Origin of the sequence: Parabacteroides acidifaciens, from assembly GCF_003363715.1 — a bacterium.
Taxonomy (GTDB): domain Bacteria; phylum Bacteroidota; class Bacteroidia; order Bacteroidales; family Tannerellaceae; genus Parabacteroides; species Parabacteroides acidifaciens.
In genome coordinates, this window is record NZ_QREV01000016.1 from 18269 (window position 1) to 40721 (window position 22453).

13 protein-coding genes are annotated in these 22453 nt (G+C 49.1%); 2 read left to right on the forward strand and 11 right to left on the reverse strand.

Features of this window, described 5'->3' with window-relative positions:
• Nucleotides 1–61: 61 nt before the first annotated feature.
• Nucleotides 62–2719: a transglutaminase domain-containing protein gene (locus tag DWU89_RS08850; RefSeq protein WP_187574928.1), complete on the reverse strand. Its 2658-nt coding sequence runs from the start codon at nucleotides 2717–2719 to the stop codon at nucleotides 62–64.
• 146 nt (nucleotides 2720–2865) lie between these two features.
• Between DWU89_RS08850 and DWU89_RS08855 the strand changes: the two genes are divergently transcribed.
• A complete protein-coding gene (locus tag DWU89_RS08855) occupies nucleotides 2866–4383 on the forward strand; it encodes a potassium/proton antiporter (protein WP_115499291.1) in 1518 nt (505 codons plus the stop codon).
• A gap of 212 nt (nucleotides 4384–4595) precedes the next feature.
• Here DWU89_RS08855 and DWU89_RS08860 read toward each other — a convergent pair whose 3' ends face one another.
• The 7 genes from DWU89_RS08860 to DWU89_RS08890 all read right to left on the reverse strand — a co-directional run bounded on the left by DWU89_RS08860 (nucleotide 4596) and on the right by DWU89_RS08890 (nucleotide 18106).
• Nucleotides 4596–6836 carry a glycoside hydrolase family 3 C-terminal domain-containing protein gene (locus tag DWU89_RS08860; protein ID WP_115499292.1) on the reverse strand — a complete coding sequence of 747 codons (2241 nt, stop codon included), beginning with the start codon at nucleotides 6834–6836 and terminating at the stop codon, nucleotides 4596–4598.
• A 4-nt stretch (nucleotides 6837–6840) separates the two neighbouring features.
• Nucleotides 6841–8094, reverse strand: coding sequence for a glycoside hydrolase family 5 protein (locus tag DWU89_RS08865; RefSeq protein ID WP_115499293.1), 1254 nt, complete (start codon nucleotides 8092–8094; stop codon nucleotides 6841–6843).
• Nucleotides 8095–8110: 16 nt separating this feature from the next.
• Nucleotides 8111–10354: a beta-glucosidase BglX gene (gene bglX / locus DWU89_RS08870; RefSeq protein ID WP_115499330.1), complete on the reverse strand. Its 2244-nt coding sequence runs from the start codon at nucleotides 10352–10354 to the stop codon at nucleotides 8111–8113.
• A gap of 4 nt (nucleotides 10355–10358) precedes the next feature.
• Nucleotides 10359–11162, reverse strand: coding sequence for a glycoside hydrolase family 16 protein (locus DWU89_RS08875; RefSeq protein WP_115499294.1), 804 nt, complete (start codon nucleotides 11160–11162; stop codon nucleotides 10359–10361).
• A 68-nt stretch (nucleotides 11163–11230) separates the two neighbouring features.
• Complete coding sequence (locus DWU89_RS08880; RefSeq protein ID WP_115499295.1) at nucleotides 11231–12946, reverse strand: RagB/SusD family nutrient uptake outer membrane protein; 1716 nt, start codon at nucleotides 12944–12946, stop codon at nucleotides 11231–11233.
• Nucleotides 12947–12968: 22 nt separating this feature from the next.
• Nucleotides 12969–16184: a SusC/RagA family TonB-linked outer membrane protein gene (locus DWU89_RS08885; protein WP_115499296.1), complete on the reverse strand. Its 3216-nt coding sequence runs from the start codon at nucleotides 16182–16184 to the stop codon at nucleotides 12969–12971.
• Nucleotides 16185–16390: 206 nt separating this feature from the next.
• Complete coding sequence (locus DWU89_RS08890; protein ID WP_115499297.1) at nucleotides 16391–18106, reverse strand: DUF6377 domain-containing protein; 1716 nt, start codon at nucleotides 18104–18106, stop codon at nucleotides 16391–16393.
• Nucleotides 18107–18379: 273 nt separating this feature from the next.
• Between DWU89_RS08890 and DWU89_RS08895 the strand changes: the two genes are divergently transcribed.
• Nucleotides 18380–19549, forward strand: coding sequence for an ATP-binding protein (locus tag DWU89_RS08895; protein ID WP_115499331.1), 1170 nt, complete (start codon nucleotides 18380–18382; stop codon nucleotides 19547–19549).
• Here DWU89_RS08895 and DWU89_RS08900 read toward each other — a convergent pair whose 3' ends face one another.
• The 3 genes from DWU89_RS08900 to lepB (DWU89_RS08910) are packed head-to-tail and all read right to left on the reverse strand — an operon-like array spanning nucleotide 19550 to nucleotide 22438.
• Nucleotides 19550–20182 (reverse strand): WbqC family protein, encoded by a 633-nt coding sequence (locus DWU89_RS08900; protein WP_115499298.1) that lies wholly within the window; start codon nucleotides 20180–20182, stop codon nucleotides 19550–19552.
• On the reverse strand, nucleotides 20182–21036 hold the full coding sequence (lepB, locus tag DWU89_RS08905) for a signal peptidase I (RefSeq protein ID WP_115499299.1): 855 nt from the start codon (nucleotides 21034–21036) through the stop codon (nucleotides 20182–20184). Before lepB (DWU89_RS08905) ends, DWU89_RS08900 begins: the two co-directional genes overlap by 1 nt.
• 4 nt (nucleotides 21037–21040) lie before the next feature.
• The gene (lepB, locus tag DWU89_RS08910; protein ID WP_115499300.1) at nucleotides 21041–22438 is read right to left on the reverse strand and encodes a signal peptidase I; all 1398 of its coding nucleotides are present in this window, start codon (nucleotides 22436–22438) and stop codon (nucleotides 21041–21043) included.
• Between the last annotated feature and the right edge of the window lie 15 nt (nucleotides 22439–22453).

Sequence of the window (22453 nt, forward strand, 5' to 3'; positions counted from 1 at the left end):
ATATCATTTCCAGTTATAAGTAAGGGCGAGGTTTGCTCGCCCTTACGTTTGTTATCTTCTCTTACAACTTATGTATCACCTTCATCAACTGGTCGCCCAGGCCGATGGTGTAGCCTTGGGAGACGAAGACGACACGGTTGAAGGTGTCGGCGATGATGAAGATCGGGAGGGTGTTGGCGTTCGGCAGTTTCATGGCGGCGGCGATCTCTTTCTGGATCGTCTTGTCGGTGTCGATGCCGTATGTGATCGTGCCGGGCAGGTCGCCGAACTCTTTCGGGTCGAAGTTCTGGAAGCCTTTCTCGTCAGGGAAGAGTAGGACCATGCCGCGTCCCCATTCTTCGAGGTCCTTCTTGACGGCGGCGATGTCGCGCATGGCGTGGTTGGTCGGTTCCTGGCGGGAGCCGAGGATGGCGACGATGTAGTAGCCGCGGCCGGTGGTGGCCAATAGGCTCGTCTCTTCGCCCGTGTCGGCGCGCTTGAAGGTGTTTTCGGAGTTGAAGTTACCGATCACCTGGATGTCGTCTTCGCTTTCACGCATCTCTAATTTGATGTTGCTTGTCTGGCCCGGTTCTACGTTGAAGAAAGTTATTTCCGCCAGCACGCTGCCGTTTGCCATACGCGTACCGGTTACGAGCATATAGTTGCCTTCGTCTAATGAGAGCGGCTTCTTCAGCAAGGCGCTCCAGGTGTCGCCACCGCCCATGTCCACGTCGCCCGACTCGAAGTTCAGGGTTTGCAGCTTGCCGGTCGGCAATACTTTCGCGATGGTGAAGTGGCTGTAGTATTTCGGGTCCTGGAGGGCCTTGATCGGCTGGTAGGAGGCGATCACTTTACCCTGCCGGGCTGTCGTCTGTTCGGCTGCTTCAAAGTCCACATCCACCCAGTTCACGCCTTTGGCATACTGCACTTTCCCCGCTACCGGCTCGATGCGTGCCGGGATACCTAAGCTGCGGCAGACGGCGACGAAGAATATATTGCGGGAGCCTTTGTCAGCCACACGTGCTTTCCATACGCCCATCGGCATGATAGGGATGCGTTGCGGGTTCAGGCTGTCGTTGATCGTGATATTCTGCTTCACCCAGTCGACCAATACCTGTGGGTCGGCTTTTGCCTTTCGCACCTGCTCGGGTTCGATGTTGGAGGCGAAGAACCGCTTGTACGGAGTCAGGAACTCGTTTGCCACACGCGGGTTGAGGATATACTCGGTGAAGAGGGAGCTTTGCACCGCCGGCGTGTTGTTCAGGTGGTCGGCCAGTACGGATGCCGGCGTGTCGCGCAGGTCCTTGGACGAGATTGCTTTCAGCAGGTCCATTGCCATAGGACGCTTGTCTGCCGGGGCTTCGCGCAGGAACTTCTCGATTTCGCGCCAGTTACCGCGGCTACCGATCAGGAAATCCGCCGTCTTCAGCGGGTCGATGCCTAACTCTTTGGCGAGGGCTTCCGCCTTCTCTTCGGTGTAGAAGGTCGCTACATATTTATTGCGGATCACATCCTCTTCGTGCAGGCGTTTGGCGTTGGCCTCTTTCTGCTCGTCCGTGACTTCCGCTGCGATGGAGCCGTCTACCGGAGGAATGATGTCCAGGGTGACGGATTCGATGTCGCCCGGCTTCTTGTCGAGGGTGATGGTCACGTCGTTGTCTTTTCCGAATGATACTTTGCTGTAGCCGAACTTGCCGTCTTTGGTCGCCCATACCAGCATATCGCCTTTACCGGCGGAGAGGAAGGTCTTGCCTTGCGCGTCCGCCTTCTTGTTGGCTACGGAGTAGAACTCGGCATAGTTGTATATCTTGAATTCAACGTCGGCTCCGGCGGCTGGTTTGCCATCCGCGTCGACAACCGTAATGGTCGCTTTGGCGGTCGGGGCGTAGTTGTCGATCACGTTGATTTCGGTGTAGCCGTCGGTCACGTCCATGACCTCTTCCGGACCGTTATATTTGCCGAATACCTTCGTGTGCATCAGCATACCCCGGTAGGCCGGTCCGTTGAACCAGCCTAAGTTGAGCACCGGTTCCGGTTCGCAAGCCCCCATGAAGTACCATTTGCCGTTTACCCAGGCTTCCACCCAGGCATGGTTATCGTCGGTATGCGCCCAACGCGGCGTATAGACCTGGCGTGCCGGAATACCGACGGAGCGGAGGGCGGCCACCGTGAAGGTCGACTCTTCGCCGCAACGTCCGTAGGCCGTCTTGACGGAGGCTAACGGCGAGCTTGTGCGGGCGTCGGAAGGCGTATAGATCACTTTCTCGTGACACCAGTGGTTCACCTCAAGCACGGCGTCATAGAGCGACAGGCCTTTCACCCGGTCTTTCAGCTCTTCGTAGAAGACCATGCGGCTCTCATCGAGGTTCTCGTTGTTGACACGTACGGGAAGCACGAAATGGCGGAAGATATCTTCCGGGATACTGTCGCCCCACGGCATTTCCACCCGCGCCCGGAACGAGCTGCGGATATTGTCGAGATAGAGTTGTCCGTTGTAATCCGTAATATCCCCGATGGGCATATAGGCATAAAGGAAGGTCAGCGCCTCCTTCTCGTCGGGTGTCATCGATTGGTTGAAGACGGAAAACAGGTCCCCGTTCGGCAGGGCGGCCTTCTTGGCCTGGAAGTCCTGTTCTACTTCGGCACGAAACGTATCGTCCGAAATGAAATGTCGTTGTCTGTTGCATGAAGTTCCCACGAGGAGAACGAACAATAGCAGGAATAGATTTGTTTTAATCATAGCGTTAATTTTATCAGCACAAATATACGGAATATATTTATTAGTCAGCCGGTAAGACTGGCTTTTAAGTGTTAACCTGTTGTGCATATCGTTATTTTTTCTTTACTTTGAAGTGATAAATTACAAGAGTAAACCGTTATAAGCCTATGTTCCACGAATTCGAATTGTTTCACAGTGCGGAAGGAATCTTGCTGATTGCTTCTGTCATTCTTTTCTTCAGTATTTTTGCCGGTAAGGCCGGTTTCCGTTTCGGGCTTCCCGCTTTGTTATTGTTTTTAGGTGTCGGTATGCTGTTCGGCAGCGACGGGTTAGGGATACAATTCAGTAATCCGAATATCGCCCAGTTCATCGGTATGCTGGCGTTGAGTATCATCCTGTTTTCGGGTGGTATGGACACGAAGGTGTCCGAAGTGAAACCGATTGCGACGCAGGGTATCATCCTGGCGACGGTGGGGGTGTTGGCTACGACGTTTATTACGGGCGGCTTTATCTACTATATTTCCATCCTTGCGACCGGATATGAGGCGCTACCGTTTGCAGAGTCTTTGCTGTTGGCGGCGGTCATGTCGTCAACCGATTCGGCTTCCGTCTTCTCGATCCTGCGTAGCAAAGGCGTCTACCTGAAAGAACGGTTGCGGCCGACGCTCGAGTTGGAGAGTGGTAGTAACGACCCGATGGCCTATATGCTGACGCTTCTTCTGATCGCTTATATCCAGGTGGGAGGCATGAACTTACAAGACGCCGTGTTGCAACTGATTATCCAGCTTTCCGTCGGGGCTGTCGCCGGTTTCCTGTTAGGGAAGTTAGCTGTGTATATTATCAATCATATCGATATCGACAATGAGTCGTTGTATCCGATCCTGTTGTTGACAACGGCGTTTTTCACCTTCTCGGTGACGACCCTGTGCAAGGGCAACGGCTACCTGGCCGTTTATATTGCCGGACTGGTGGTCGGGAATGCTAAGATTGTGCATAAGAAGAGTATGAGGACGTTTTTCGATGGCTTCACCTGGCTGTGGCAGATAGTGATGTTCCTTACGCTGGGCTTGCTGGTTAATCCGCACGAGTTGCTTCCGGTAGCGCCGATCGGGTTGACGGTGGGTTTCTTTATGATTGTGGTGGCCCGTCCGCTGAGTGTTTTCCTTTGCCTGCTGCCGTTCAAGAATTTTTCGGTGAAAGGCAAGCTGTATATCTCGTGGGTGGGGCTTCGCGGAGCCGTGCCGATCATCTTTGCTACTTATCCGATGATTGCTGGGATCGAGCATGCCGGCACGATCTTCAATGTGGTTTTCTTTATCACAATCCTTTCCCTCCTGATACAGGGCACAACCGTTACGCAGGCGGCCAAATGGCTTGGGCTGGTGGACGAGCCGGAGCGAAAAAACGAGTTTGGAATCGAATTGCCGGAAGAGATCAAGAGTGCCATGAGCGAAATAGATATTACCCCGGCCGTCCTTGCACATGGCAACAGGCTGATGGAGCTTACCTTGCCCGACCATACGCTGGCCGTTATGGTGAAACGCGACGGCCTCTATTTCATCCCGAAAGGCAACACGGAACTGAAAGAGAACGATAAACTCCTGATGATATCCGACAACGACGAGGCGTTGCTCCAGGCATACGAGTCGTTGGGTGTGACGGATTATACGTTGAAGAAGAACTGATTCCCCCTCTTCTATTGCATGTTACAGCCGTATTCTTTTCATGTTACAACTGTCTTCCTTCTGTGTTACGGTTGTCATTCTTTTGTTTTACAGCTGTGACATGAATAACGGGTGTTTATAAAAACACAAGGCATTCCGCATAAACCGTTCTGTTTGCCGGGTTGTTCACTCCTGTACGGCACAAACGGTATTTGTGGAATGCCTTGGTCGATTTATTTCAACTCGAACTTAATCCGGTCGCGTATATCAGTGGAGGAGGCTCCTATCAGCGCTTCGAACTCTCCCGGTTCGGCTACCCATTCGTGCTTGCTGTCGTCAAAGAAGCTCAAAGCATCGGTGTTGACAGTGATGGAGACCTGTTTCGCTTCGCCGGGTTGCAGGCGTACTTTGCTGAAACCCTTCAACTCTTTTACCGGACGGGGCAAGGATGATTTCTTATCGCTGATGTAGAGTTGCACGATTTCCGAGCCTTCCCGTTTTCCCGTATTCCGGACGTTGACGGTGAAGGTGACCGGTTCGCCGGCTTTGATCACTTTCTTGTCTGTCGTCGCTTTTCCATATTCGAATGTCGTATAGCTCAATCCGTGTCCGAAGGGGAAGAGGGGACGGATCTTTTCCTTGTCCGTCCAGCGGTAACCGACAAAGAGTCCTTCGTTATATTCCACGTCGACGATATGGCTGCCGTCTTCACGAGGCTTGCCCGGATAGGTGTTTAATTTATGAGCAGGTACTTCCTCTAATGCGTTGGGGAAGGTGAAAGGCAATTTGCCGGAAGGATTGACATCACCCAGCAGGATAGAGGCGAGAGCATTTCCGGCTTCGCTTCCGAGATACCAGGCTTGTACGACTGCCGACACTTCCTTGAGCCAGGGCATGGCAACGGCATTCCCGGAGATGTTTACGACAATGAGTTTCTTATTGGCTGCGGCAAGGGCGCGGATTACCCGGTCCTGGTCGTAAGGCAGGGCGAGGCCGGCGCGGTCGGAATCTTCGCAATCCTGTCCCGTGCTTTTGTTTAGTCCGCCGATAAAGATGACATAGTCGGCTGTGCGGGCCATTTCGACAGCTTCGTCGATCAGGGCTTCGGGCGACCGGTCATCCCGAAGATTCTGGCCGGTGACAACTCCGTTGTATTCGCCGGTCGGATCCCCTACATAGCCGCGAGCGTAAAGTACTTCCGTACGGCCGTTGATACGTTTCTTTAGTCCGTCGAGGGGCGAGAGTTCATATTTGGCTTTGAGCGATGAACTACCGCCTCCGACGGTCATCATCTTGATGGCGTTTTCACCTACGACCAGGATACGTTTGGCTTGATCGGTGTCGATAGGCAATACGTTGTCGCGGTTCTGCAAGAGGACGATCCCTGCTTCGCCGATCCGGCGGGCCGCATCGAAGTGTTCGTCCGAGCAAAGGGCGCCATAGGGACGTTGGGGGTTCATGTTGGTGCGGAAAGCCAGACGGAGAATGCGACGGACTTTGTTGTCCAGCTCTTCGGTTCCAACTTTCCCTTCACGGATAAGTTGCAGATAGGGCAATGCAAGGTAATAGTTGTCATAGGCATTGCTGGAACCGTTCGAAAGCCCGTTTGTCCAGCTTCCGAATTCCATGTCCAGTCCGTTCCGGATGGCTTCCCCGGTATCATGCGTGCCGCCCCAGTCTGAGACAACCACGCCGTCGAATTTCCATTCCCCTTTCAGGATGTTGTTTAGCAAGAACTGATTATGGCAGTTGTGCTCGTCCTTATACAGGTTGTACGCCCCCATGATGGCCCATGCTTTGCCTTCGGTGACGGCCGCTTTGAACGCAGGCAGATAGATTTCATATAAAGTCCGGTCATCGACGATGACGTTTGTAGTATGACGGTTCACTTCGTGGTTGTTCAGTGCATAGTGCTTGACACAGGCAGCAACGCCGTTCGCCTGTACGCCCTGGATGTAAGGGACGACCATCCGGCCGGCCAGATAAGGGTCTTCACCCATGTATTCGAAGTTACGGCCGTTCAACGGAGTCCGATAGATGTTGACACCCGGTCCGAGCAGCATATTTTTATTGCGGTAACGGGCCTCTTCACCGATACTTTTTCCGTAAAGGCGGGCAATTTCCGTATCCCAGGAGGCTGCCAGGCAGGTGAGGGCCGGGAAGGCCACACACGAGTCGTTGGTCCATCCTGCCTGATCCCATTCGTCCCAAAGCACTTCCGGACGAATACCGTGCGGGCCGTCGGTGGTCCAGCATTCGGGGATTCCCAGACGGGGAACGCCGGCCGAACTGAATTTGGACTGGGCGTGCGTCAGCGCAACCTTTTCTTCGAGTGTCAGCCGCGAAAGAGCGTCTTCCACCCGTTCTTCCACCGGTTTACTGTTGTCCAGATAAACCGGGACTTCCTGTCGCTGTGCGTTAGCCAGAGTCGGCAGGAATAAGAACGCACAAGCTATACTTTTGATGATATCCATATTGTTATCGTACTTTTAGATTGAGTGATTGAATATATTCTTTTTGGATGATGCACTGCTCGATCCGGCTGTTCCGGATAAACTCAAGCAAGGCCGCTTTGGCCTTTTCCTGTTCCGGTCGTGCATCCCGGATTTCTTTGTAAGTGCTTCGGGGAGCTTCGGAGAAAGCGACTATACTTTCCCAGCCCTCCGGTGCCTTGATGCCGGCAAATGCGGAATTGTCTATTTTCTTGTAAGGCCAGAAGGTCCATCCGATATTGTTCTCTTCCATGACATGGCAGAAAGCGTTCATCCAGGCTTCCCGGTTGTGACCTATTTCGCCCATATACATCGGCAGGTTCACCCGGTCGCGGAAGTCGATGATTTCCTGGATGGCGGCTTGAGTCGCTTCTCCTCCGTAACGGTGGCAGGTGTACATGATCTTGTCGTCGTAAGTCGAATCGGTGAAGGGACGGAAATTGCCGTTCCACTGGGCGCCTCCCAACAGGATGATGTGGTTGCGGTCTACCTCACGGATGGCTGCGACCGCCCGTTTGTGGAGTGGTTCCAGCTTGGCATTCAGCTCTTCCATGTTTTCAAAATAAGGGGCGATCGGTTCGTTGATCAGTTCGTATCCTAAGATTACCGGTTCATTCTTATAGTAGTCGGCTATTTTGCGCCAAATGTCGCAAAACAGTTGTTGACTTGGTTCGCTGTCGAACAGCCAGGGGTAACCGTAGCTGTCGTCGATGTTATCGCCGGTCTGTCCGCCCGGTGCATCGTGCATATCCAGTATCAGGTAAAGATGGTTGTCCCGGCACCAGCCGACGACACTGTCTATGCGGGCAAAGCCGTCTTGCGCTGCGGTCAGTCCCATATAGTCTTCATCCGTGAACAGTTTATAGTGGAACGGCAGGCGTATGGTGTTTGCGCCTGTGGAAGCAATGAACTCGATGTCTTCCCGGGTGATGTAGTTGTCCTTGAACTGTTTCCAGAATTCGGCGACAAAGTCCGGTCCGACCATTTCGCAAAGCATCTGGTTGATCCGGCCCGGAGAATTGGTTTTGTTGAATCCGAACATATATCCTTCCGGATTCAGCCAGTTGCCTAAGTTCGTCCCTTTTATCAGGAACTTGCTTCCATTCGGAAGGATGAGGTTCTGTCCGTCTATGCGGATGAAGGATTCGGGCGCAGGCGTAATTGCCGACTCTTGCTGTGTTTGCTGTTGGCACGCAACTAAACATCCTATGATCAGTAATGCGTAAATTATATTTCTCATGTTCATCTCTGATTACTTAATTAATAACTTCGAAATCGGCAGAAAGCCCTTCCTGGCTGTTCGTGCCTAACCAAATGGTGAAATCGCCCGGTTCGACGACTTTTTGCATATCGATATTCCAGAATGCCAGTTCGCTGACAGGAAGAGAAAACGTGACAGTCTGTTTTTCCCCGGGTTGCAGGTCGACACGCTTGAACCCTTTCAGCTCTTTAACCGGACGGGTGACGGAACCGACTTTATCCTGTATGTAAAGCTGTACGACTTCCGTTCCGGCATATTTCCCGGTGTTTGTAATGTCGACGCTGGCAATCAGCGTATCGGTTGTCTTCAGCTTATCTGCGGAGATGTTTATCCGGTTGTATTGGAAAGTCGTATAACTCAGTCCGTATCCGAACGGGAATAAAGGGCCGAAACCGGCATCTATATAGAAAGAGGTACAGCCTAACGATGTTTGTCCGGCCTCCAAAGGTATTTCGTCTATCAGGATTTCCTGCCCGCTCGGAGCGCGTCCTGTGTGATGATGTGCGTAATATATAGGTGACTGTCCTGTCATTTTAGGGAAGGTAACCGGAGTTTTTCCGCTTGGGACGGCAGTTCCGAACAGCAGGTCGACCAAGGCCGGACCACCCATTGTGCCGGGGTGGAACGAGTAGAGGACGGCAGTTGATTCTTCCACCTGCTTTCCAATCGTCAGTGGCCGACCGGCCATGACGATTGTCACGACGGGTTTGCCGGTTTGTGACAGGGCGGAGATTAGGTCAGCCTGTGCTCCCTGCAAATTCAAATCGGCTAAAGAATGCGCTTCTCCTGAAAGGATGGCTTCTTCGCCAACGAAGGCCAATACGATATCGGCGTTCCGGACGGCGGCAACTGCTTTCGTGATGCCTTCGCGCTGTTTGTCGCGGCTGTAGGCGAGTCCCGGTTCGTAGACAATCCGTATTTTGTCGCCATACATTTCCTGCAATGCTTTCAACGGTGTCTGGGTATGTTCCTTTTCCCCGTCGAAAACCCATGTTCCCAGCTGGTCATGCGGGGCATCCGCCAGCGGGCCTGTTACGACGATCGTGCGGATCTTATCTGTCAGAGGCAAAGTCTGTTTGTCGTTTTTCAACAGGATAGCCGATTGGATGGCGGCTTCCTTGGCCTTAGCCAAATGGTCTTCTGCATATTTTACCGATTGGTCGGCGTCCACATATGGGTTCTCAAATAACCCTAACCTGAATTTCAACCGCAGGATGTTGCGGACAGCATCGTCTATTGTGGCTTCCGAAACCTTCTTCTCTTTCACCAATGCCTCCATGTTATGAATGAAGACGCTGCTTACCATATCCATATCTACGCCGGCATTGATCGCTTTTTCAGCTGCTTCTTTCTCATCTTTGCAGAAGCCGTGTGCGATCATTTCTGCTGCTGAGGCCCAGTCTGTCACCACCATGCCGTCGTAGTTCCATTCTTTCCGGAGTACATCTTTTAAAATGAATTTGTTTGCCGTGGAAGGAACTCCGTCGTTATCGTTGAACGAGGTCATAAAGGTTGCACAGCCTGCACGCGCCGCCGCCTCGAACGGTGGAAAGTAAACATTGCGCAACACACGTTCCGGGATGAATGTCGAGTTATAGTCTTTTCCACTTTCTACAGCTCCATAGCCGACAAAATGCTTGGCACAGGCAGCCATGGATGTGGGGTCATTCAAGGAATTGCCCTGGAACCCCATTACCATTGCAGTTCCCATCACGGCAGACAGGTAGGGATCTTCCCCGCAACTTTCCGCCATACGTCCCCAGCGTGCATCCCTCGATACGTCGATCATTGGGGCAAATGTCCAACGGATTCCGTCGGCCGATGCTTCGATAGCCGCTACCCTGGCTCCGTCTTCTGCTATTTGGGGATTGAAAGTGGCCGCTTGTCCCAAAGGAATCGGGAAGATTGTTTTATAGCCATGGATGACATCCCGCGACATCAAAAGAGGTATTCCTAAGCGGGATTCTTTTACGGCTATTTCCTGTGCCTTATTCACCAATTCAGGATCGGTCAGGTTCAGCAACGAACCGACTTTTCCTTCCTTGATCAGCCCTGCCATTTCTTCGATGCCGCCAAAAGGACTTAACTGGTTCATCTGGCCGATCTTTTCCTGCAGGGTCATTTGCTTTAGCAAAGCGTTTACCCGACTTTCAACATCTCCTTCTTTAGCCTCTTGAGGTTCTGCGCACGATAAAAGAGGCAAAAGCAACAAGCAGGCAGATAATCGTTTTATATTCATGGCATTATTTTTTTTGATATACACGTACGTAATCTATTTCAAAGACGGTGGGAAGCGCTGTTTCGTCTATACCCTTCGCACCTCCCCAGTCGCCACCCCAGGCCAGATTCAGTTTCAGGTAGAAAGGCGTGTTGAAAGGCCAGGTGTCTTTGTTGCCGGTTTTGTCGTTTTCAAAAGTAAAGTAACATTCTCCGTCGACATAGCCTTTGATGATGTCTTCCGTCCATTCGACAGCATAGACATGGAAATCCGACTGGGCTGCAGGTACAAGTATGTTCTTGCCTTTTTGCGTATTTTTCCGGTGGTTGTAGGCTTCGCAGTGGATGGTGGAATGTACGACGTTGGGGTCGTATCCTACTTCCTCCATGATGTCTATTTCACCGTCACCGGGCCACGTCTTGCCGTTCTTTGGCATCATCCAGAAAGCGGGCCAGGTGCCTTTCCCTGCCGGAAGCTTCATACGGGCTTCGAAATAGCCGTATGTCCAGCTTTCGTACGTATTCATACGGATAGAATAAACGTCATCACCTGCTTTTTTGAGGATTATCTTTAGCGTGCCGTCGCTTACCACCGCGCAGGTATCAGTACCCCGGAAACCTTCCACATAGGTTTGCAGTTCGTGGTTGCCCCAACCGTGACCGCCGCTTTCATACCACCATTTCGCAGGATCCGGCAATGAAGAAGCGTCGTTGAACTCGTCTTGCCAAATTAAGGTGTAGCCCTGCGGAACTTTCTCTGTTTCTTCCGGTGCGGCAAATAGTCCGCAAGTGCAGAAGATGCATAAAAATGAAATCCAAACTTTATTCATGGTATCATATAATAAAAGGGGATATCCTAAGAATTTATTCTGTGGATATCCCCATGTTGTTTAATCAATTAATATGGATTCTGTACGGTTGCTCCATGCGAAGATTCTATTTCAATCTGGGGAATCGGCAGGTATTTCTTGTTTTCCGTCCATTGCGGGCGCTGTGGAATAGCCTTGCCTCTTTCCGTCCATTTCAGTGTTCCGCCAATCGCGAGATTTATCGGTTTGCCGTTTTCATCCGTTTTGACTTCACCTTTCTTCTTTTCATCCGTGATGGTCCCGTCTGTATAAACATAACGGTGTTCGTCTTTTGTCTCATAGATGGCGCCGCCACCCGGTGTTAAGACTGTCGATGCCTTGCCGAAACGGATCAAGTCGAAGTATCGCTTACCTTCACCGAGCAATTCTACACGGCGTTCCTGCATGATAGCTTCTTCGGAAATAGCCTTGGAACCTAAACCTGCACGGTCGCGTACCTGATCGAAATAGCTTTGCGCTTCTCCCGAATTTGTACGCCATGCCAGTTCTGCTGCATTCAACAGTGTTTCTGCATATCGGTACAGGTGGAAATTGTTTTCCCAGTTCAAGTCTGCATCGCCTGCCTGGTCGGCTTTACCACCCGGACGGCCTAAATATTTGCGCAGGAAATAACCGGTATTCTGGTAACGGCCCGTATAGTTCACTGCAATTCCTTTGTTCATCATTTCTTCCTGGTAAGTGTCAATATTCAATACTGCAACATCACGGCGGATATCTCCCGGCTCGAAAGCATCATAGGCATCCTTTGTGATGACACAGAAGCCCCAGCCGCCTTCAAACTCGGTGTGCGGACCATGTCCCGTATCCAAACCGCCGACATAATTCAATCCATCCACACCGATCATGGCAGGAATGACAGTACCGCCGCAAGCACCGGCATTGCCCCAGCCGCGTTTACCGCCGGCAGAGATGTAGTTGATATCAAGGATGATTTCATCGGACCATTCCGTTGCATAGGCGAACAGGTCATCGTAGTCCGTAACCAGTTTATACTGGCCGGAAGCAATGATATCTTTCATATAGCCCAATGCCTTTGAATAACGGCTTTCATCTTTCTGATACATAACATAATCGGCATAAATCATGGCAGCGGCAGCCTGAGTCATCCGGCCTGCCCACGCGAGATCGCGTTTCATCGGGAGGATGTTGGATGCCAATACGTCTTCCAGGTCGGTTACCATATTATTATATACCTCATCGGCTTTCAACTGTTCTGCGATATACGGGAATGTCAGGTTCTCTGTATAGAAAGGAACATTTCCCCACGTTTTCCACAATACCAGATAGTACCAATCGCGCAATACCCGTCCTTCCGCATTGTAAGCTTTTTTGTCTGCTTCGGAAATATTCGCGGCTTCCGCATTATCCATTAAACGGATGGAGCGGTTTATGCCGGAGTAGGCTACGGTCCATGCTCCCTTTATATCATTGGTAGGGCTACAGCCATACCAGGAAATTTCATGAAGATAACCTTGGTCGGAAGTGTCGCCTCCACCCGGATAAATATCATCGCTTCCTGCGTCCCAGGCCAGATTCAAAGGAAACCAACCATTGTAGTAGTCGAACCACTGCATCGGATCATAAGCGGCCGCCATTGCTTCGACCATTTTTGCATCATCGGTATAATAGCCAGTGATGGGTACGCTGCTTGCCGGTTCTTCGGTTAAGAAACTGTCTCCACACGAAACAAGTCCCGTTGCAAGTATTGTGGTAGCAACAAAAGTATATAATTTATTCTTTTTCATATCGATTCTATTTTTTAAATTATTAGAAATTAAGATTCAAGCCAACTGTAAATGTACGGGCTTGCGGATAGTAGCCGCGGTCGATACCGTTTGATTTGTCTCCGGCAGCGTCTTTGGCATTTATTTCCGGATCCAAGCCCTTATAGGAAGTCAATGTCAACAGGTTCTCGGCAGCGACATACAAACGAAGTCTGTCGACAAAGAATTTGCGTGTCAGGTTCTTCGGCAGCGTGTAGCCGATCTGCATATTCTTGATACGGGCGAAACTGCCGTTGTGCACATATAAATCAGATACTTTTTTCCAGTTACCGTTCATGTCGTCGCCCGGATAACAGAAGCGAGGCATCATATTGGAAGTACCTTCTCCGTGCCAACGATCCATAAATTCCTGAGGTACATTTACGGCAGATACATCCAGACGACGGGTTACGTCCATAATATCCTGTCCCAATGAGCCGGAAAATAACATTGAAAAGTCAATATCCTTATAAGCAGCAGTCAGATTCAAACCGAAGGTCCAGTCCGGAGTACCTTTACCGATCATGGTTTTATCTTCATCGTCGATCGTACCGTTTCCGTCCAAGTCTACAAATTTCACATCACCGGGGACGGCAAGCGGCTGCAATTTTTCTCCCTTACTGTTCGTGTAAGCATCGATTTCTGCCTGGTTCTGGAAAATGCCGGCTGTCTTATAACCGTAGAAGTAAGGATAAGGCATACCGTTTTCAGCACGGCCGACATTCCCCAGGATGTGTACCTGGTCCATCATTTCGAAACCGTCAGCCGTTCCTAAGTCTACCAGTTTGTTCTTCAGATAAGAAACATTGGCGCTGACTCCGAAGCGGAAGTCCTTGTGGCTGTATTTGTAACCGACTTCAAATTCTACACCTTCGTTTTTCATTGAACCGACATTACCCCAAGGCTTCGATTCACCCAGATAGTTAGGGATTGCCATTTCTTTCAGCATACCGTTGGTCTTCTTTTGGTAGTAGTCGACCGTAAAGGTCAGCGCATTACCGAGGAAGCCGAAATCGATACCGGCATCATATTGTTCCGATTCTTCCCACATCAGATCCGCATTGGGGGTGCCTGAAGGCTTGGAACCCATTATGATCTGTTCACCTCTGCCGTAAGCACCGAAAGGATAGTTGTTGTTCATCGACACGTTGGCTGTGTAGCGGAAGTTACCGATGGCTTCATTACCATTCTTACCCCAGGAGAGACGTACCTTCGTACTCGTCAGCCAATCAGGACGCTTTTCCATAAACGGCTCGTTTGTTAAATTCCATCCTAAAGAAACAGAAGGGAAAGTACCCCACTTGTTGTTTTCACCGAAGCGTGATGAACCATCCCGGCGTACAGTCAGCTGCAACATATAACGTTCTGCGAAGTTGTAGCTTAAACGTCCGAAATAGGAAGCCAAAGAGTGAGGGTCGGTCAATCCGCCTTCCGTATTCCGGTTCCCGTTATTCGGCAGGGAGGTGGTAAAGTCGATATTGGCCTTGTCGTCCATGTAGGCAATCAAATCTTTTGCCATCCCGTACAGCCGGCGGCCTGCGTTGCGTTCGGCCGATTGTCCCAATACCACATTAAAAGTATGCTGGCTGATTGTTTTGTCGTAAGTCAACACATTTTCAATCTGCCAGGTATAACCGCGATTCATCTCGGATGTAACGCTGGAACGTCCGTCGGCAATGGATTGATTACAGTTCCTGCCTAAATAATAAGGATGATTCCAACTGTCGGCTCCCCAGAATGCGAGGTCCGAACCCCAAGAGAACTTATACTTCAGATTATCCCAGATTCCCAGTTCGGCGGTCAGGTTGGCGATGATCTTATCCGAATTGTTTTTTGTTCCGGGTTGTGCGGACATACGGCCCAGCGGGTTTGTGATTTCGTTGAAGTTTTCCGGAATCTGCAATACCTGTCCGGTGAGTTGGTCACGTACGGGATCGCCATACTTGCTACGGATATCTGCCGTATAGCCGTTTACATGGTCTTCATCCTGTGCGTAGACTTCCATTGTCGGATCCATGAAAAGAGCGTCTCCCAACGGAGAGCCTGTCAGGTTACCGGCGCTGACCCCGATGCTGTTTATGCGGGAATAAGACATATTGACTCCGATAGTCATTTTGTTCAACCAGTTACGGTTTTTCGTCTCGTCGAACAGGTTATAAAGGGTATTGCTGCGGAATGAAAGACGTTCGTAGTTGGAGCGGTCGTAGTTTCCACCGATAATACCTTCCTGGTTATAATAGCCGGCTGAAAAATAGTAGCTTACTTTTTCGTTTGCACCGCTGACGCTTAACTGATGGTTCTGCACGGGAGCTCCGTCGTTAAACAATACATCCTGCCAGTTTGTGCCTACGCCCAGATTTGTGTCTGCAAAACGGTCGGTACCGTTGGAATACTGCTGTGCTTCGTTCATCAGCGTCGCATATTCGGAGGCATTCAGCATACTGCGTTTTTTCCAGGCGGACTGCCAGCCATAAGAGAAATCGTAAGAAACTCTCACTTTACCGATCGAGCCTTGCTTGGTTGTAACCAAAACTACGCCGTTGGCGGCACGGGAACCATACACGGCAGCCGAAGCGGCATCTTTCAATACTTCTATAGAAGCTATGTCGGCAGGATTAATGTTATCGATGCCACCACTGATCGGCATGCCGTCTACGATATAAAGAGGATCGGCCGTGTTGATGGTTCCTGTTCCGCGAACACGGATGACTGAACCTGTACCCGGCTGGCCGTTTTGTGTGGTTACCTGTACACCGGCAGCCAAACCTTTCAATGCGTTATCCACGCGGACGGGAGCCGTCTGAGCCAGTTCTTCAGAACCAACTTTGGCGATGGAAGCCGTTACCACGCTCTTTTTCTGGACACCGTAACCGATAACGACAACCTCTTCAAGAGCTTGTGTATCTTCTTTTAAGGTGACAGACAGCGGTTTCATGTCTTTCACAACGAATGATTGCGGCAGGTAACCGATATAGGAAATATCGATTGTTGCACCGGTTTCCACATCGGGAATACTGAACATGCCGTCCAGGTCTGTGATTACGCCAATGGTTGTCCCTTTAATAACTACATTGGCACCGATGATCGGTTCCCCTTGCACGTCTTTTACCTGGCCACTGACCGTTACTTTCTGCGCATATATGAATGCGGGGAATAACAAGAGGAACAATAGAGGCACTATTCCTCTATGAAATCCTTTACTTAAAAAAATGTTTTTCATGCTGAATACATTTTAAAGTTAACGAACTAAATTAATATTGTTTTGTGTTGGCAAAAGTAAAATGACTCTTGCCGGCTTCAATATGTCGGTAAGTAAAAAAAGTAAGTTGGCGCGTGTGGTATATTATTGATAATTAATTATATGCGGTTTTTATGCGAATGAAAAAAGTAAGTATTCAACAGGCTAAAAGGAATGTTTGATGATGCTCAATTCTTTATTTTTCCTAATGCTTTTACGGTTTCTGCAAATTGTTCTTTAGGAATAATCGATTTACTGCGTGTTTTTAACCGGCTGTTGTACACCGTTTGCGGAGAACAGTGGAGAAACTCGGCAATCTTCACGCTGTCGCTGATTCCAAGACGGACCAAGGCATAAATCCGCAGTTCGGTGTTCAGCAATTCCCCTTCTTTCAAAACGATTTGTTTGTCCGGTTGCAGCAAAGAGTTGAAATCGGATACAAAGTCGGGATAAATATGAAGGAAGATAGCGTCGAAATTGCGATAAAACTCTTTCAGTTCATTGGAGATGAAAGAAGGTACGTCCGTCATCTTCTTCACTTCGTCTACCATTCCGGTTTTAACTTTCCGGTTTATGTTCTTTCTATATTCATCCAGTTTGCTGATATAGTTGGAACAGATATTAAATATATAACCGATATATTCTTCTTTGACATAGTTCGATTCCGTCAGCTCGGTATTGGTTTCTTGAAGCTGGTAGTTTAACAGCTGGAGCTGCCGGTTCGCATCGGCCAATTGCTTTTGGGCTTCTTCCAGTTCTATCACATGCTTGTTTAGAACTTGATTCATTTCGTTCAGATTTCTCCTTGATTCTTTGATTTTTCTGATCTGAATGCGGATGAACAGGATGGCGGCCAGTAAGATTAGGGAAAGCAGACTTACCAAAAACAGATATTGGTGCAGTTTGGCCTCTTGTATCTTGTTGCGTTGTTCATATGTTTTATGGATCGTATCCAGTACGGAAGAAAGGCTGATCATGCGTATCCTGTTTTTGTACAGTTGTACGCATCCTAAGCAATAGTTAAGGTAAGAATAGGCGCGGTCTATGTCTCCTTTTTCATATAGAATCTTGCCCAATTCCTCTAATGAAGCGATGTCATGATTGGCCGACCGGATATCAGCGACTGCTGATAAAATGAGGTAACGAAGATACTCTTCTTCGTTACTGTTCTCCCGGTATAACAGAGACAGGATATAAGCGTTCATTGCATCCCTTCTTGTGTCGAACGGAGACGTGGCCAGTGTCTGTTTTAAAAGTTCGATCACTTTACCGGCCTCGGGTGTCCCGTAATATTGCCATCCTTTGTACCATAAGTAGAGCGGGTGATTATCGGTCGTATGGATGAAGACAGAGTCGCGGTACGATCTCTCCTTGGCGTAATATGATTCGCTTTGTTGTGAGTTATCTCCTGAATATTGTCCATAGTGGGAATAAAGATACATCATTTGTCCGTAATAATCGGTTCTCAAAAGGGGCGGTAGTTCATCCGCTTTTATCTCCTGCAGGACGTCCAGCGCTTCTTTCAGGAAACCGGTGGCCGTATAGATAAATGCCTGTTCTATTTTCCATTGCGCAGCCCATTTCGGGTTGTTTAAATGAGAGGCTATTTCTAAGTTTTTATAAATGTAAGCCAGGGCGGAATCGCTGTCATAAACCATGTATTCGTCATAAAAAAGTTTGTTGAGCCAGAATTCTTCTTCTTCGGTTATCGCCTTCCTCTTCATCTTTCTCAACTCTTCTATCTTATTGGCTTTCATAGCGACGAACTTATCTTTTTGAGCCAGAAGGGAATCCAGCTGGTTCAACATTGTCTCGATGTTGGCAGATACCGGTTGTGCGATGCCACTCCTTGAGATGGTAATAAGACAAATTATTGTTATTGATAAGATTGCTTTGAAATGCATAATATTAATTCTAAGGTCTTCGATACAAAGATAAAGATTAATCCTGGAAGAGCAAATCGATCAAGTACAAATAGTTCATATCAAGGTAATAAATAAGGTTTGTTGTACAAAAGTAAGCATTACCTTTCCTTGCGATCTTTTTTCCGTACAAGTCAATGATAAAAAGTTTTGAACCTCCTGTTCCCTGGCCCTGCACTTCGTAAGTGCAAATATAATACTAAAATGCACTTGGTAAGTGCATTTTTTGTTATCTTTGTCACAAAGCATAATTATATGGACAATCTAATCAGAATTTACAAGAAATTACTCCGCGAAACGGATACAAGTTTTTACCGCTATCTTTATCATGAGATAGACTGGAATAACCGTATTGTCGGTATCAGAGGACCGCGAGGTGTCGGTAAAACGACTTTGATGCTGCAGTATATTAAAAAAGAGTTGGAGGCAGACGATGTGCTTTATGTGAATGCTGATGATATTTATTTCAGTGAACACAAACTGTTGGATCTTGCTGAAAAATTGGTGCAGAGGGGAATGCATTACTTGTTCATTGACGAGATACATAAATATAAAGATTGGTCAAAAGAACTGAAGCTCATATATGATTATTATAGCGAATTGAAGGTAGTCTTTTCCGGTTCTTCTGTATTGGATTTGAACAAGGGAGCTTCCGACTTGAGCCGGAGAGCTGTTGTCTATCACTTGTATGGACTTTCTTTCCGTGAATACCTTGCACTTTTTCAACATATTCTGGTTCCGGCTTTTTCATTGGATGAAATAGTCAACAGGTTGCCGGAGGAAACAAACTTGAAAACACCGCTACTCTACTTCGAAGACTATCTGAAACGCGGCTATTATCCTTTTGCAAAAGAAAACAGTTTTGAAGAAAAGCTGCGGCAGATTATCAACTTGACGCTGGAAAACGATATCCCGATATTTGCAGATATGCCGGCTTCTATGGGGCGTAAGTTTAAAAAACTGCTCGCTATAATAGCTAAAAGCGTTCCTTTCAAGCCTAATATGAGTAAATTGGCTGAAATGATTGGAGCTGGTCGTAATCAAATGTCCGACTATTTCCTCTATATCGAAGATGCCGGGATGATAGCCCAATTGCGGGATGATACAGGAGGAGTCAGAGGTCTCGGCAAAATAGAAAAGGTATATCTTGACAACACGAATTTGATTTATGCTCTTGCAGAGAATGAGGTGAATGTTGGAAATCTGCGTGAGACATTTTTTTTGAATCAGGTTAGAGTGAAGAATCCTGTCATATCGTCTTCTATTTCGGATTTCCAGATCGGTCGGAGGACATTCGAGGTCGGAGGAAAATCCAAAGGCAAGAAACAGATTGAAAATGCAGAGGAAGGATATGTCGTAAAAGACCAAATAGAATTTTCGGCCGGTAACATTCTTCCGCTTTGGTGGTTCGGTTTGAATTATTGACTACAATATATTTGTCTCGATCGAATCCCGCAACACTAATAATCCTTCCGGTCCCATGTTGAACAGCAAGTCTACGATGCTCATGTTCGGCAGAAAGCCGTGTTTGTCCTGGAATACCTGATAGTAAGGTTGCGGGCGGAACTCGGGGTCTTCTCCTTCGTGTTTGGGGCGGATTGTTTCGCGGAAGTCGTGCTCGACGTCCGGCAGGTATTCTTCCGTGTAGATGATGTTCGGCTGTATGTCTAACAGGCGGCAAATCAATCCGCGCAGCTCTTCGTTGTAATCGAACAGGAAGTCGTATTTCTTTTGGTAAAAAGGGGCGAAGTCTTCTTCGTAATATTCGAAGAAGGGGCTCATGTTGTAGGCCGATACCAGCGCGTTCCAGTGCAGGTGGCGCCAGTTGCCGTGGTCCGAGATGCGGATATCTTTGGTCGGACATTTCAGGCTGTCCGGCTTTACGATGGGGACGGACAGGGCGAGAGGCCCGTTGGCGGCAGCGATGGTGCAGCGGTTACGATAGGTCTGCTTCAGATAGTTCTCAGCAGTCTCCAGCCGTATCTCCGGGTATTGGAGCAGCTTGCAATATTGTTGGACAGGACCCAGATAGGTCGTTGAAATATACGCGGATTGCATCAATGTACGGGTTTAAAGATTCGTTGTTTATCGGCACTGAACCAGCAGAACCAGGCGTTTCCGATGATATGGTCGCGGGGGATAAAGCCCAGATGCCGGGAGTCTACCGATTCGTTCACGTTGTCGGAAAGCATCCAGTAATAATCCTGGTCGAAGAAGAAGAACGTCGTCTCCCGTCCGTCCAGATAGAGCTTGCCGTCGCGAAAGACAGCTTTGTCGCCGACCTGTGCCCGGATCGCTTCCTTGCAGGCGGTGAGGGCTGCTTCGTCCAGGCGATAAGCCCGGTCTTTTCGTGGGACAACCAGTTTATAGGGCGCTACTTGGTTCCGGATGAAATGGATATTCATCTCTTCCGTCAGCTCTTCACGCAGCTGGTATTCTTCGAAGGAGGTGAGCGAAAGGGAATAGCCGAACGTCTCGCTTTTCCAGTCTCTTACGGGAATATTCAGCTTTTGCAATGCTTTCAGGAAATCGGCCGCGCTCTTTTGGGTAATGAAATAGGTGCTGAGGGAACGGGGCGAGTGAGGCAGCCGTTTTCCGTTCACCTCGTAGCCGTCGCTGCTGATAAGGATCGTGTCGCCCGGCATGCCGATACAACGGCTCAGGAAGAGGGGACTGCTTACGGTGTCTTTCAACAGCGGGCTGGTAAACAGGACCACCCTGTTCCGCCCGGGATTTCCTTCGACCGGCAACTTGTTTACCAGGATGTAATCGCCCTGGTGTAAAGCCTCTTCCATCGCATTTGTCGATATCCGGTAAGACTCGACGCAGAAGTGGCGGACGGACATGACAATTCCTGCAATGACGAGGATCATTGCCAACCATTTGATTGCGGATATCAGGAATTGTTTCATATTTTTAGTCAGGATGTACCCAGCGGAACATACGGTTCCAGCGGATGCCACCGTCGAACAGACTGCGGTCTTTATCCAAAGACAGCCAGATCATAATCGGTTTTCCAACGATATGGTCTTCCGGAACAAAGCCCCACGAGCGGCTGTCGGCGCTGTTGTGGCGGTTGTCGCCCATCATCCAGTAATAGTCGTATTTGAATGTATAGGATGTCTCCGGCTTGCCGTTGATATAGACTTTTCCGTCTTTTACTTCGAGGTTGTTATGCTCGTAGTTGACAATACAACGTTTATAGAGAGCCAGATTTCGCTCTGTCAGCGGGATTGTTGCGCCCTTCTTCGGTATCCATATCGGTCCGTAGTTGTCGCGGCTCCAGCCGGTTTCGTAGCCTACCGGATAATAGGTATCGCCGCCGAATGTGTCCGGTTCTACAAATACGCTTTTGACAATCGGAAGTTTTTTTGCGGTCTCTAACGCTTTCTTGGTCAACGGGATGTGATAAACCGGATTGTATTGTCCGTTCTCATTCGGCTTGATTCCCAAGAATGCCATCAGGGACGTATTGTTGTTGCCGTCGATCATCGCGCGGTCGGCCTTGCTGATGTCCAACAAGCGGAATTGTTCTTCGCTCAACATCGAACCGTTTGTCTCCAACAGATATTTGAGCTGCATCTTTTCCGGGTTCTTGGCGGCAACGCCGTCGATGTAGACTTGGTTGTTGCGGACTTCGAGCGTATCGCCCGGCATACCGATACAGCGCTTAACATAGTTCTCACGCTTGTCGACAGGGCGGTAGATAACGTCGCCGAATGTAGCTTTGTCCAGCAGGATCGCTTCCCGCCCGTAATCTTTCACTAATGAATAATAGTCCGGGTTCTGTACCTTCATGGCAATCGTATCGCCTGCCGGAAAGTTGAACACGACGATATCGTTCCGTTTCACATGTCCGAAACCTTTCACCCGCTTGTAATCCCATTCCGGCCAGTCCAGGTAAGACTTGCAGTTGAAGAACGGCAGAGTGTTCTGTACCAGCGGAAAAGCGATCGGCGTGTTCGGCACGCGCGGTCCGTAGCTCAGCTTGCTGACAAACAGGTAATCGCCTACCAGGAGCGACTTCTCCAGTGACGAACTGGGGATCTGGTAGTTCTGGAAGATGAAAATATTGATAAAGTAGACAGCAACCAGTGCAAACAGGATGTCGTCCACCCATTCCAGTACGTTGCGCACTTGCGGGTTCTTAGTCCGTTTCCAGGCTCCCCAAGGAATATATTGGGTAAGGAAGATATCGACCAGCACGATCAGGCCGAGCAGCAACCAGGCATTTTGCATCCAGAGCGTAAAAAGCAGATAGAGGATGGCTGCTATGCTGAATTTAATCCATTGTTTTTTTGAAAACTTCTTCATGTGTCCTTTTTGTTA